The following is a 13,823-nucleotide window of genomic DNA, read 5'->3' as shown; positions in this document are numbered from 1 at the left end:
AAGATCCACTAGCCCCGGGTCTTGACATAAAAGCAGTACTTAATAAGTAAAGCACAAATGTAAGTTCAGGGAGGGAAAAACATGAAATCATACATTGCTAAAGCACAAGAAGTTGAAAGAAAATGGTATGTTGTTGACGCTGCTGGAAAGCCACTAGGAAGAGTTGCTAGCCAAGTTGCATCAATTTTAAGAGGAAAAAATAAACCAACATTTACACCAAATGTTGACTGTGGAGATTTCGTTATCGTAATCAATGCAGAAAAGGTTGTTTTAACTGGTAAGAAGTTAGATCAAAAATTAATGAGAAAGCACAGCTTATATCCAGGTGGATTAAAAGAGACTCCATACAGAGAAGTATTAGCAAAGAAGCCTGAATTCGCTTTCGAAGAAGCTGTAAGAAGAATGCTTCCAACAGGAGTTTTAGGAAGAAAAATGCTTAAGAAGCTAAAAGTATATAGAGGTACTGAGCACGGACATGATGCTCAAAAACCAGAAGTACTTGAATTAAAGTACTAATACGCGCTCGGGAGGAGGAATAAAAAATGGCAAAAGTTCAATACATGGGTACTGGAAGAAGAAAAAAATCAATCGCAAGAGTTAGACTTGTACCAGGAAACGGTAAAGTAGTTATAAATAATAGAGAAATAGAAAACTATTTTGGTTTAGAAACTTTAAGAATGATAGTTAACCAACCATTAGTTTTAACTGGAACTAAGGATAGATTTGACGTTTTAGTTAACGTTCACGGTGGTGGATTCACAGGTCAAGCTGGAGCTATCAGACACGGAATAACTAGAGCTTTAGTAAAAGCTGACGAAAACTTAAAGCCAGAATTAAAGAAGGCAGGTTTCGTAACTAGAGATCCAAGAATGAAAGAAAGAAAGAAATACGGTCTTAAAAAGGCAAGAAGAGCTCCACAATTCTCAAAGAGATAATATATGGAACTTCACAAATCCCACAAACCTTATGGTTGTGGGATTTATTTTTTTTATTTTAATTTATAATAGTGTTAAACTTTTGAAGCTAGAAAGAGTGAGAATTATAGGGATAGAAACTATATGAGACAATATCAGAAGAGATTCTTTTTATATATGAAAAAGATAGTGAAATGAATATATGCATTTTTACTGTTATTCCAAAAGAAATGTAAGAAAAATTAACAGAAGATGTTAGAACCAAGTTTGTTCATATAGGATGCAAGTAGCTAAAGGTTTATACAAATAGGAGAAATGTTAGTAAGAATTTTTACAGTTTATTGTTATAGAAAATGAAAAGAAAAAGGTGCTTTGGAGAGCTTAATTGGCTTATAGAGCATAGTGGTAATTGGAAATATAGATAATATAAGCTAGAGATTAACTGCAGCTAATATATCTTAAAAACATAAAAGTTCAAATTAAGAATATGAAAACTAAATAAAGTAAGTTTTACTATATTAAAATCATGTTAAAAATATATTTAATTACTTAACAAATGTAAAAAAATATTGTAAACTAAAAATGTAAAAATAATGTTGAAAAGGAGAATAACTTTGGAATCATTAAAGGTTATTATACAGTTACTTGGCGGACTAGGTCTATTTATTTATGGTATGAAAATAATGGGAGACGGCTTAGAAAATGCTGCTGGTGATGGATTAAAGTCAATTCTTGAAAAAGTAACTAAAAATCCAATTATAGCTGTTATAGTGGGAGCAATAGTTACAGCAGTAATACAAAGTAGTAGTGCTACAACTGTAATGGTAGTTGGATTTGTAAACGCAGGGCTAATGAATTTAGCTCAAGCGGCAGGAATTATAATGGGTGCCAATATAGGTACTACAATTACTGCACAATTAGTTGCATTTAAATTAGATCAGATTGCTCCATTATTTGTTTTTGTAGGGGCGTTTATGGTTATGTTTGCTATGGGTAAAAAGAGAAAAGACATAGGTAACATAATATTAGGTTTCGGTATACTATTTGTTGGAATGGGGCAAATGAGTGCTGCAATGAAACCTTTAACTGCTTCACCTATTTTCAATAATATCTTATCAACAGTAGGAGATAAGTGGTATTTAGGAATTATAGCAGGAGCAGTTATAACAGCTATTCTACAAAGTTCATCAGCAACTACAGGAATTTTAGTAGCTTTAGCAACTGCAGGAGCAATTAATATATATGATGCTCTTCCTATAGTATTTGGATGTAATATAGGCACATGTATTACTGCAATGCTTGCATCAGTTGGTACAAATAAGACTGCACATAAAGCTGCAATTTTACATTTAATATTTAATTTAGGCGGTACGTTAATATTTATACCGGTGTTAATTAGTGGTATTTTAGGTGATGTAGTATCAACTATAAGCCCAGAAGATGTTAGTAGACAAATTGCTAATGCTCATACAGTCTTTAATATAGTAAATACTGCAATAATGCTACCTTTAACTGGCATATTGATTAAAACTGTAAATAGAATTATTCCAGGAGATGATGAAGAGGATAAACCAGGACCAAAGTATATAGATGATAGATTATTAGAAACTCCTGTTATAGCAGCAGGACAAGTTGCTAAAGAAACATTAAGAATGGCTAAGAAAGCTAAGAAAGGATTAGCTTTAGCATTAGAAGCTTTTGAAAAAAATGATGAAAAGCTAATTAAAAAAGTTTATGACAATGAAGTTATTATAAATACATTAAATGAAGCTATCACAAATTACTTAGTTAAGCTTTCTAAATGTGACTTATCTGATAAAGAGCTAAGTATAGTAGCAGCAACATTCCATGTTATAAATGATATAGAAAGAATAGGTGATCATGCTGAAAATATAGCAGATTTAACATCACAAAAAATTTCTAAAAAACTTGAATATAGTAATCAAGCATTAGAACAAATAAATAATATGTATAATAAAACTAATGAGGCTTTACAAGTAGCTATAGATAGCTATGCAAAAAAGGATGTAGAAAAGGCTAAAAGTATTGAAGACATAGAATCAGAAGTTGATAGATTACAAAAGAAATATAGAGAACTTCATATAAAAAGACTTTATGATGGAACTTGTAATGCATATGCAGGAGCTATATTCTTAGATTTATTAAGTAATTTAGAAAGAATTTCAGACCATTCAACAAACATAGCAGAAAGTGTTATAGAAAATAGCTAAAAATATAAAAATCTCTAGTATAGGATATTAAATCCTAATACTGGGGATTTTTTTATTAGAAAGAAAAATCAATAATATGGACATAATATTTTTACAAGTACTTTTATAAATATTATGGAGGCAAACAAATGAAAAAATTACAATCAATAATTTTATGTATAATTATATCACTATCATGTATTGTACCTATCAAAGTTTTTGCAGAAGAAATAAATCAAAAGATAATACTAATTGATCCAGGACATGGTGGATTTGATGGTGGGGCAAAATCAAAATCAGGTGTGATAGAAAAAGATATAAACCTTCAAATAAGCTTAAAGCTTAAGGATGTTTTAGAGAATAAGGGATATAAGGTTTATTTAACAAGAGAAGGAGATCAGGGCTTAGAAGAAAAGGGGGCTACAATAAAAGAAAAGAAGAGGGAAGATCTTAAAAAGAGAAGAGATTTAAAGGCTGAGACAAAGTGTGATGTTTTTGTGTCAATTCATCAAAATATGTTTCCGCAATCTAAATGTTACGGAGCTCAAGTTTGGCATGCATCTAATGAAATAAGTAAAAAGCTAGCTGATAATATACAAGAATCAATTAAGGAGACAGTTAAGGATAATAATAAAAGAGTATCAAAACCTGCTGGAGATTCTTATTTAATATTAAGAGATAAGTATGAAGGTGCATCTGTTTTAGTAGAATGTGGATTTTTATCTAATCCAGAAGAGGAACAAAGGCTACAAACAGAAGAACATCAAAATGCAATAGTTCAAGGAATATCATTGGGAATAGACAAATATTTTGAAGAAATAAATAAAATAGTAAATTAATAAGATGGTTTCCTGGGAAATATATAAAAAGATGTTGTCGAAAAAGTTTTTTATATTATATTAAGTAAAAGCAAGATATATTACATTTGTATAATATATCTTGCTTTATTTTATTAACAATTAATGTTGATGAAATTTAATTATTATATATACTTTGGTTATGTAGCTTATAGCCTTAAATATTAAATTAGATAATCAAATATTTATTTAAGAAAAAATAAAACTGTTTACCTTGAGGCTGTTTGGAGGTATTTCTTTAAAATTAATGAAAGTAATTAAAGTATAAATTATAAATAAGACTAAAATAGCAATAATAAAATAAACTACAAACTTAGCAATTTTACTTAAATTTATATTCATTACATACTCTCCTTAAACATGTTTATTAATATATAGTTTTTATTATTTAAAAATATGATAAAATATTTATGAAAAGCTTTATATTGATATAAATATGAATAAGTTGTTTTTGACTTTTGAGAAAAAATAGATGCATTACTGATATATCTATAAAGTTTTTTGAAATATATAAATTTTCAACTAGTATAATTTAATATTTTAACAAAAAATACATTAAGTTAGGGAGAGGATATATTTATGAAGACTATATGTGTTGAAAAAATTAAAGATGCTATTAAGGGATTGTGCATAGATTCAAATTATAATTTATCTAATGATGTGTATGAAGCTTTAAGTATTGCTAAAAGGGAAGAAACTTGGGGATTAGCTAATGATATACTGGATAAAATAATGATAAACTCAGAAGTGGCAAGGAATGAAAAAATGCCAATGTGTCAAGATACAGGTATAGCATGTGTTTTTATGGAGATTGGACAAGATGTTCATATAGTAGGAGGAAGTCTTGAAGAGGCTATAAACGAAGGTGTTAGAAGAGGATATGAAGAAGGATATTTAAGAAAATCTGTAGTTAAGGATCCTATAGATAGGGTCAATACCAATGATAATACTCCAGCTATAATATATTATGATATAGTTCCTGGTGATAAAGTAAAAATAACTGTTGCCCCAAAAGGATTTGGTTCAGAAAATATGAGTCAAATAAAGATGCTTAAACCTTCGGATGGAATACAAGGAGTTAAGGATTTTATAATAAAGGTGGTAAAAGAAGCTGGTCCTAATCCATGCCCTCCTATGATTATAGGGGTAGGCATAGGGGGAACATTCGATAAAGCTGCATATTTAGCAAAAAAAGCCTTATTAAGACCTATAAATAATAGACATAATAATAAGTTCTATAGTGATTTAGAGGAAGAGCTACTAAAAGAAATAAATAGTCTTGGAATAGGTCCACAAGGTTTTGGTGGAAAGACCACGGCGTTAGGTCTTAATATTGAAACATATCCAACACATATAGCAGGATTGCCTGTGGCTGTAAATATAAGTTGTCATGCAACTAGGCACAAAGAAATAATTTTATAGGGGGATAAAATTGTGGAAAATAAAGAAATAAGAAAAGAAACTGTGGAAAAAAAAATAAATACTCCTTTAACATATGAAAAAATAAAAGATTTAAGAGTAGGAGACACAATTTTACTAACAGGTACTATATATTCAGCTAGAGATGCAGCACATAAGAGATTAGTTGATTTACTAGATTCAGGCGATGATTTACCAATAAATATTGAAGGAGAGACTATATATTATGTAGGACCAAGTCCAGCAAAAGAAGGACAAGTTATAGGATCAGCTGGACCAACTACAAGCTATAGAATGGATGCGTATTCACCTAGGTTACTAGATTTAGGGCTAAAGGCAATGATAGGAAAAGGTGCTAGAAACCAAGAGGTAGTTGATTCAATAGTAAAAAATAAGGCTATATATCTAGGGGCAATTGGAGGCGCTGCTGCATTAATTTCTAAAAGTATAGTTTCATCAGAGATAATTGCATATGAAGATTTAGGTGCAGAAGCTATTAGAAAAATGGAAGTGATAGATATGCCTTTAATAGTTATAATAGATGTAAACGGTAATAACTTATATAAAGAAGGGCAAAGGGATTATTTAAATTCAATATGATAATTGGTAAGAAGGTTTCATTTGCTTTAATATAAGTATATTGATTTTATAAATTTGAATAAAAAAATTACCCCCGTATTAGATAAAAATAAAACCTAATATATGGGGGTAAAATTATTGTATATTTTACAAAATAATTAATATTAAATTTTATGGAATCCCTTTCCATTGACTTCAGAAACATCTATTATTGTAATAAATGCTTTAGGATCTATTCTTAATATTTTACTCTTCAAATGTATCATTTGAGATGATGTTACAGCAATATAAAGCATTTTCTTAAGCTCATGAGTGTACTCACCTTCAGCAATTAGAGAAGTAACTCCTCTATTCATATCTTTAATAACATACTCTATTATTTCTTGTTCTTTTTCAGTTAATATTAATAGTAACTTTTTACTATTAAATCCATTAATAACTTTATCCACTATAGTTCCTTGAACAAACATAGAAATCAAAGTATATAGAGCTTTAGGAAGACCAAAAATTAATGCGCCTATAAAAACTATTATACAGTTAATAGCGAAGCTAAGCTTACCTATTTCAAAGTTAGAATACTTCTTCCTAAGCACCATTGTTATGATATCAGTCCCTCCAGTTGAACCATTTCTTGAAAAAACTAACCCATAGCCTAAACCACATAAAACTCCACCGTAAATACAATAAAGTAATATATCATCTACTTTAACTAAATTAGATAAGGGTTTCGTGATTATAAGTGAAATTGATAACGAGATCATCCCAACTGCAGAGTATATAGTAAATCTCTTATTTAGCATTTTATAACTTATAAAAAATAAAGGAATATTAATTATAAATACAGTTATACCAGAAGGTACTTCAGCTAAATATTGTAAAATAAGTGCTATGCCAGTAGCGCCACCACTAAGTAATTGAGCATTAACTAAGAATAAATTAACTCCAAGAGATGCTATTACACATCCAACAAAAATAAAAAAGAAATCTAAAATCATGTGTTTGTTAATTGTAAGTTTATGTAACATATAAAACTCCTTAAAATTATCTGTTAGAAATATACACTAAAATTATATATTAAATACTATCGAATGTTAATAATAACTTATAGTGATATTTGATTATTTTAATAAAAATGTAATTTTTACAATTAGTAAAATTTTATAATATAAGATATTATAGTTATAAGATAAGATAGAGGGGTGAAAATATGTTTAACGTTTTAGTAGTAGATGATGAAAAGGAAATTAGAGATGCTATTGATATATATCTAAGAGGAGAAGGCATGAAGGTGTTTAAAGCTAAAGATGGTGTAGAGGCATTAGAGTTATTGGATAAAGAAAAAATACATCTTATAGTTTTAGATATAATGATGCCAAGAATGGATGGGATAAAGACATGTTTAAAGATTAGAGAAAAAAGAAATTTACCAATTATAATGTTATCAGCCAAAGGAGAAGACAGTGATAAGATATTAGGATTAAATGTAGGTGCTGATGATTATATAGCTAAACCATTTAATCATTTAGAGCTTGTTGCAAGAGTTAAGTCTCAATTAAGAAGATACCAAAAACCCTTAGAATTAGAAGGTGAGAGTCCGGATATAATAGAAGTAAAGGACTTAATAATAAATAATAAAGAAAAAACAATTTTCTTAAGGGGAGAAGAGGTAAAAGTTACGGCAACAGAATTTAAAATACTTCAACTTCTAGCATCAAACTTAGGAAGGGTTTTTTCTATAAAAGAAATATATGAAAAAGTATGGGAGGAACCATTTTATAGAAGTGAAAATACTGTAACTGTTCATATTAGAAGGATAAGAGAAAAGATAGAACTTAATACAAAGGATCCTGAATATATAAAGGTAGTGTGGGGAGTTGGATATAAAATTGAAAGAGAAGATTAAAAGGTATATAACTGGTGTATGGGGAATAGAAATTTTAACCGTATGTATATTATTAGTTACATTAACTATAGGATATTATCAATCTTTTAATAATACTTTTTCAGATTTAGGAGCGGGAACATTTGATGCATTATTAAATAAAGATAAATACATAGAATCAATGATATATTATGAAAGTAAAGATATATCAAAATATATATATTCACATACTAATAATCTAGAAGATATTAGAGCATTAGAATATGAAAATGAACATCTATCAGAAAATAATTATTTTTATGGGGATTTATTTTATGCACTAATAAATAAAGAAACAGGAAATTTCACTACTAATGATATAAAGTTGCGTGAAGCAGTAGAAAAGGATGATAATACTGTAGCTTTGCGTGAAGATAGTATAAATACGTATCTAAAGGAATTTGGATATTCATCTGTTAGAATAGATAATAAAGATAAATATAATTATTATGTTACTAGTACTACAGATAAGATAATTAAACAAAATGTAGATAAATATATAGAGATATATTATAGAGACCCTAGCGTATATACATATCTTATAAAAACAGATACTATAACAGCAAAAATAATGATAATATCAACAATACTTGCTATAGTGCTTTTATTAAAGATAATAGTAAACTCTATAATTAACAGTAAAAATATACATTTAGAAATTAAAGTTTTAAAGAGACTTATTTATGTTTTAAGATATGGCTACAAATACAAAAATACACGTAATAAAATGATGCTTTCTTTTGGGGGAGCAATAGCAGTAATACTAGTTTATTTATATTTAATTGCAGGAATAAGAAACCAAAATGTTTTAGTAACATTTTTAACTAGATATCCATTTAAGGGAACGTTAATCTTGGTGCTGATTCCATTAGGTTGTGTATTATATTCCTTAAAGAAAAGTCTTGATATTTCAGTTATTAATGATGGACTAAAGAAAATTAATTCAGGTGAATTAGAATATAAACTAAGTGATATTGGAGAAAGAGAAGTTAAAGAATTAGTAGAAAATATAAATCAAATAAGAGAAGGATATATAATAGCTTTAAATGAAAAGGTAAAAAATGAGAAATTAAAAACAGAGCTAATTTCCAATGTTTCTCACGACTTAAAAACACCATTAACATCAATAATAAACTATGTAAATATATTAAATGATACTAATATAACAGAAGAGGAAAGAAAAGATTATTTGACTATATTAGATAGAAATTCAAAGAGATTAAAGACTCTTATAGAAGATTTATTTGAAGTATCAAAATTAAACAGTGGGAAAATGACTATAGAAAAGCATGAAATAGATATAGTTTCTTTAGTATATCAAGGTATTGGAGAGTACTCAAATTTATATGAAGAAAAAAATATGGAATTTAAGGTAAGTACAAATGAGGATGAAATTTTTGTTGATTTAGATGGTAAATTAATGTCTAGAGTATTTGAAAATATAATTGTAAACGCCTTAAAATATTCACTTAATAATACTAGAGTATATATAGATATAACTTCTAAAGAAAACTCTGTAGAGGTATCTTTTAAAAATATATCCAATTATGAAATGGACTTTAATACACAAGATATTTTTGAGAGATTTGCAAGAGCTGATAAATCAAGAAATTCATCTATAGAAGGATCGGGAATGGGGCTTGCAATTACAAAAAGCATAGTAGAACTTCATAATGGGAATATAAAAATCGAAGTAGAAGGTGACATGTTTAAAATTTATTTAATCATACCTAAGAAATAATATGTTATAATAATAATTAAATAATAATAATTAAATATAGGAGTGATAAATATGTCAGTTTTATTTGTTGAATATCCAAAGTGTACTACATGTAGAAAAGCAAAGAAGTTTTTAACAGAAAATAATATAGAATTTATAGATAGACATATAGCTGATGAAAATCCAACAAAAGAGGAACTTAAAGATTGGATAGCTAAAAGTGGTTTACCAATAAATAAATTCTTTAATACATCAGGTGTATTATATAGGGAAATGCAATTAAAAGATAAAGTTAAAGTATTACCTCAAGATGAACTTTTAGATATATTAGCATCTAATGGAATGCTTGTAAAAAGACCAATAGTAATAAAAGATAATACTGTTTTAGTAGGATTTAAAGAAGAAGAATGGATAGAAAAGTTAAAGTAATAAATGTTATTTAACTTTTAATTCTAAGAAATAAAAATTATTTATAAAAGCTGTTATTAAAGGTGAAAAAAGGAGATATTAAATGAATATCTCCATTTTTTCTTGTTTAGTATTAGATTATTAAATTTTACAAAGGAAAAAATAGAAATTATAATTAACTATATATTGTATATTGATGGAAATGGAAAGAGTATTACATACTATATGTAGTGGAAGGGGAAGAGTATGACACATTTACTTAATATTTGTAGGTTAGCTTTAGATGGAATAGATAATGGTCAAGGTATTTATACAGAGGAGAGGCTTTTAGAAGCATTAAATCATATAGTTAGACCTAATATGGAAGATGAAGAAATAAGAAATTCAATAATACAAGTAGCTTTAGAGCTTACATCAGATACAGAACCACAATGGCAAAATGCAGCAGCAAGACTATATGTGTTTAAACTTTATGATAAAATAAGAAAAAGTAGAGGACTTACTAACGACGATAATATATATGGCGATTTATATGGATTTATAAATCAATTAACTGATAAAGGACTTTATGGAAAATACATATTAGAAAATTATACAAAAGAGGAAATAATAGAGTTAGAAAATGAAATTAAACCAGAAAGAGACTTTTTATTTACTTATAGTGGAATAAACCTTCTAGCAAAAAGATACCTAGTTCAAGATTTTGATAGAAGCACATTAGAACTTCCACAACAAATGTTTATGGGAATAGCAATGCATCTAGCAATTCCAGAAAAGAAAGAAGTAAGAGTACTATGGGCAAAGAGATTTTACGATGTATTAAGTTCTCTTAAGGCAACTATGGCAACACCAACAATGTCTAATGCTAGAAAGCCATTCTATCAACTAAGCTCATGCTTTATAGATACAGTACAAGATAGCTTAAAGGGAATATATAAGTCACTTGATAACTTTGCAGAAGTTTCAAAGTTTGGTGGTGGAATGGGAATATACATTGGTAAAGTTAGAGCTTTAGAATCACCTATTAGAGGATTCAAGGGAGCTTCTGGTGGAGTGATACCATGGGTAAAATTATTTAATGATACAGCCATAGCGGTGGATCAATTAGGAGTAAGAAATGGATCAGTTGCTATATGGTTAGATGCTTGGCATAAGGATTTACCTGAGTTTTTACAATTAAAAACTAATAATGGTGACGATAGAAAGAAAGCACATGATGTTTTTCCAGGGCTTTGTTATCCAGATTTATTTTGGAAGCTTGCAGAAACAGATATAGATGCAAATTGGTATATGATGTGTCCTCATGAGATTAGGTTAGCAAAGGGCTATTCATTAGAAGACTTCTATGGAGAAGAATGGGAAAAGAAATATTATGAATGTGTTGAAGACGAGAATATAAGCAAAAGGGTAATGTCAGTAAAAGAAATAGTTAGATTAATAATAAAGAGTGCTGCTGAAACTGGAACTCCATTTGCTTTCTATAGAGATACAGTAAATAAAATGAATCCAAACAAACATAAAGGAATGATATATTCATCAAATCTTTGTACTGAAATTATGCAAAATATGAGTCCAATGGATATTCAACAATCTGAAGTAAAAGATGAAAATGGAGATACTATAATAGTTGAAAGAACAAAATCAGGTGATTTTGTAGTATGTAATTTATCATCAGTAGTTTTAGGAAATGTTGATGTTAAAAATGATGAAGAACTTGGATATGTTGTAGAAACTCAAATAAGAGCTATGGATAATGTAATAGATTTGAACTATTATTCAGTACCATTTGCAGAAGTAACTAATAAAAAATATAGAGCAATAGGGCTTGGAACAAGCGGATATCACCATATGCTTGCAAATAATTTAATTCATTGGACAGAAGATAGACATAAAGAGTTTGCAGATGATGTTTACGAGAGAATTAATTATCATGCAATAAAAGCAAGTATGAATATTTCAAAAGAAAAAGGAAGATATTCATGTTTCGAAGGATCAGACTGGGATAATGGAAATTATTTTGATCTTAGGGATTATAAATCAGAAAAATGGAACGTTCTAAGAGAAGAAGTAAATACTTATGGAATGAGAAATGGATATTTAATGGCAGTAGCTCCGAATGGATCTACAGCAACTATAGCAGGAACTTCAGAAGGCATAGACCCAGTAATGGCAAGATTCTGGCTTGAGGAAAAGAAGGGAAGTATAATACCAAAAACTGCGCCAAATTTAAATGAAGAAAACTATTGGTACTATAATTCTGCGTATAATATAGATCAAAAATGGTGCGTGCAAATAAACGGAGTAAGACAAAGACATATAGATCAAGGGCAATCATTTAATTTATATATAACAACTAATTATACTATGAGACAAATTATGAATTTATATATAGAAGCTTGCAAATCTGGAGTTAAATCCATATACTATGTGCGTTCAAAATCATTAACAGTAAGTGATTGCGAAAGTTGTTCAGCATAAGTTTGTGATAATACTAATAAGGTCTTGGAGGGTAATAAATGTTTATAAATAAGAAACCTCTTTTTAATGAGTTTGGTGATACTGAAACATCTAAAAAGAGAATGATAAATGGAAATACTACTAACTTAAATGATTTTAATAATATGAAATATACTTGGGTTTCAGATTGGTATAGGCAAGCAATGAATAACTTCTGGATTCCAGAAGAAATAAATCTTGCTCAAGATTTAAAAGATTATAATAAATTGACACATGAAGAAAGAACAGCTTATGATAAAATACTTTCTTTCTTAATATTCTTAGACTCAATACAAACAGCGAATTTATCTAATATAAATAATTATATTACAGCAAGTGAAGTTAATTTATGCCTAACAATACAAGCTTTTCAAGAAGCTGTTCATTCACAAAGTTATAGCTATATGTTAGATACAATATGCTCTCCAGAAAAAAGAAATGAAATATTATATCAATGGAAAGATGATAAAATATTATTAGAAAGAAATAAATTTATAGGTGAGCTATATAATAATTTCTTAGAAGCACCAACTCAAGAAAATCTTATTAAAACTATAATGGCAAACTATATTTTAGAGGGAATATATTTTTATTCAGGATTTATGTTCTTCTATAATTTAGAGAGAAATGGTAAGATGCCTGGGTCAGCACAAGAAATTAGATATATAAATAGAGATGAAAATACTCATCTTTGGTTATTTAGAAATATATTAAAAGAATTACAATTAGAGCAACCTGAAATATTTACAGAAGAAGTAAAAAATCAACTAAAAGAAATGATGAAAACTGCAGTTGAGCATGAAATTTCTTGGGGAAATTATGTTATAGGTGATAATATTCAAGGAATAAATAAAAATTTAATTAATGATTATATAAAATATCTAGGAAATTTAAGAATGAAGGCTATAGGATTAGATGAAATTTATGAAGGTTATGATAATAACCCAGCAGCTTGGGTAGATATATTATCAGATGCTAATTCAGTTAAGACAGATTTCTTTGAAGCAAAATCAACTGCTTATGCTAAGGCTGGGGCTCTCATAGATGATTTATAAAAAACAATAAAATGTAAGGATATCTATAAAATATACATTTTTAGATATCCTTTTTTACTATAATAAAATCAATAAATATATTAAATAAAAAGTAAAAAAATAATAGTTGCTTTGAAAAAAATGTAAAATTTTTTAGAATAATTATACTTATATAGAAAATATGCAAATAAAATGAATAAAAAAATAAAATAAATGATAGAAAATAATAAAAATTATGTGTATTCTTATTAACATAGGCGGAAAA

The 13,823-nt window shown here is 28.0% G+C and carries 12 protein-coding genes; 11 read left to right on the top strand and 1 reads right to left on the bottom strand.

From position 1 onward, the window contains the following. The first annotated feature begins 81 nt into the window (after nucleotides 1–81). The 6 genes from rplM (at nucleotide 82) to NSA50_RS14010 (ending at nucleotide 6,000) form a co-directional block, all read left to right on the top strand. Complete coding sequence (gene rplM, locus NSA50_RS14035; protein ID WP_008681152.1) at nucleotides 82–516, top strand: 50S ribosomal protein L13; 435 nt, start codon at nucleotides 82–84, stop codon at nucleotides 514–516. 26 nt (nucleotides 517–542) lie between these two features. Then, nucleotides 543–935, top strand: a complete 393-nt coding sequence (gene rpsI / locus NSA50_RS14030) for a 30S ribosomal protein S9 (protein WP_195264727.1) — start codon at nucleotides 543–545, stop codon at nucleotides 933–935. Between the two features lie 593 nt (nucleotides 936–1,528). Then, nucleotides 1,529–3,145, top strand: coding sequence for a Na/Pi cotransporter family protein (locus NSA50_RS14025; RefSeq protein ID WP_195264729.1), 1,617 nt, complete (start codon nucleotides 1,529–1,531; stop codon nucleotides 3,143–3,145). Between the two features lie 128 nt (nucleotides 3,146–3,273). Next, nucleotides 3,274–3,963, top strand: a complete 690-nt coding sequence (cwlD, locus tag NSA50_RS14020) for an N-acetylmuramoyl-L-alanine amidase CwlD (protein WP_257445947.1) — start codon at nucleotides 3,274–3,276, stop codon at nucleotides 3,961–3,963. 597 nt (nucleotides 3,964–4,560) lie between these two features. Beyond that, nucleotides 4,561–5,403, top strand: coding sequence for a fumarate hydratase (locus NSA50_RS14015; RefSeq protein WP_257445945.1), 843 nt, complete (start codon nucleotides 4,561–4,563; stop codon nucleotides 5,401–5,403). A gap of 42 nt (nucleotides 5,404–5,445) precedes the next feature. After that, nucleotides 5,446–6,000, top strand: coding sequence for a Fe-S-containing hydro-lyase (locus NSA50_RS14010; RefSeq protein WP_374940975.1), 555 nt, complete (start codon nucleotides 5,446–5,448; stop codon nucleotides 5,998–6,000). Between the two features lie 143 nt (nucleotides 6,001–6,143). Here the strand turns inward: NSA50_RS14010 and NSA50_RS14005 are convergent, their stop codons facing one another. After that, nucleotides 6,144–7,004, bottom strand: a complete 861-nt coding sequence (locus NSA50_RS14005) for a YitT family protein (RefSeq protein ID WP_195264737.1) — start codon at nucleotides 7,002–7,004, stop codon at nucleotides 6,144–6,146. 182 nt (nucleotides 7,005–7,186) lie between these two features. On the opposite strand from NSA50_RS14005, the gene NSA50_RS14000 reads away from it, so the two are divergent. The 5 genes from NSA50_RS14000 to NSA50_RS13980 all read left to right on the top strand — a co-directional run bounded on the left by NSA50_RS14000 (nucleotide 7,187) and on the right by NSA50_RS13980 (nucleotide 13,579). Beyond that, nucleotides 7,187–7,882, top strand: coding sequence for a response regulator transcription factor (locus NSA50_RS14000; RefSeq protein ID WP_195264739.1), 696 nt, complete (start codon nucleotides 7,187–7,189; stop codon nucleotides 7,880–7,882). Then, nucleotides 7,866–9,641, top strand: a complete 1,776-nt coding sequence (locus NSA50_RS13995; RefSeq protein WP_195430751.1) for a sensor histidine kinase — start codon at nucleotides 7,866–7,868, stop codon at nucleotides 9,639–9,641. Before NSA50_RS14000 ends, NSA50_RS13995 begins: the two co-directional genes overlap by 17 nt. A 51-nt stretch (nucleotides 9,642–9,692) precedes the next feature. Next, nucleotides 9,693–10,049, top strand: coding sequence for an arsenate reductase family protein (locus NSA50_RS13990; RefSeq protein ID WP_195264743.1), 357 nt, complete (start codon nucleotides 9,693–9,695; stop codon nucleotides 10,047–10,049). Nucleotides 10,050–10,274: 225 nt separating this feature from the next. Then, complete coding sequence (locus NSA50_RS13985; RefSeq protein WP_195264744.1) at nucleotides 10,275–12,506, top strand: ribonucleoside-diphosphate reductase subunit alpha; 2,232 nt, start codon at nucleotides 10,275–10,277, stop codon at nucleotides 12,504–12,506. A gap of 38 nt (nucleotides 12,507–12,544) precedes the next feature. After that, nucleotides 12,545–13,579, top strand: a complete 1,035-nt coding sequence (locus tag NSA50_RS13980) for a ribonucleotide-diphosphate reductase subunit beta (RefSeq protein WP_195264746.1) — start codon at nucleotides 12,545–12,547, stop codon at nucleotides 13,577–13,579. The last annotated feature ends 244 nt before the right edge of the window (nucleotides 13,580–13,823 follow it).

This window comes from Clostridium mucosae (assembly GCF_024622765.1).
GTDB lineage: Bacteria > Bacillota > Clostridia > Clostridiales > Clostridiaceae > Clostridium.
Note: the sequence above shows the minus strand (reverse complement) of the source record. Positions and strands in the feature narration are given on the sequence as shown.

Excerpts from the sequence above, each read along its gene's own strand:
- NSA50_RS13980 (WP_195264746.1), top strand. The coding sequence starts at position 12,545 with ATGTTTATAAATAAGAAACCTCTTTTTAATGAGTTTGGTGATACTGAA.
- NSA50_RS13985 (WP_195264744.1), top strand. The coding sequence starts at position 10,275 with ATGACACATTTACTTAATATTTGTAGGTTAGCTTTAGATGGAATAGAT.
- rpsI (WP_195264727.1), top strand. The coding sequence starts at position 543 with ATGGCAAAAGTTCAATACATGGGTACTGGAAGAAGAAAAAAATCAATC.
- NSA50_RS14015 (WP_257445945.1), top strand. The coding sequence starts at position 4,561 with ATGAAGACTATATGTGTTGAAAAAATTAAAGATGCTATTAAGGGATTG.
- NSA50_RS14000 (WP_195264739.1), top strand. The coding sequence starts at position 7,187 with ATGTTTAACGTTTTAGTAGTAGATGATGAAAAGGAAATTAGAGATGCT.
- rplM (WP_008681152.1), top strand. The coding sequence starts at position 82 with ATGAAATCATACATTGCTAAAGCACAAGAAGTTGAAAGAAAATGGTAT.
- NSA50_RS13990 (WP_195264743.1), top strand. The coding sequence starts at position 9,693 with ATGTCAGTTTTATTTGTTGAATATCCAAAGTGTACTACATGTAGAAAA.
- cwlD (WP_257445947.1), top strand. The coding sequence starts at position 3,274 with ATGAAAAAATTACAATCAATAATTTTATGTATAATTATATCACTATCA.
- NSA50_RS14005 (WP_195264737.1), bottom strand. The coding sequence starts at position 7,004 with ATGTTACATAAACTTACAATTAACAAACACATGATTTTAGATTTCTTT.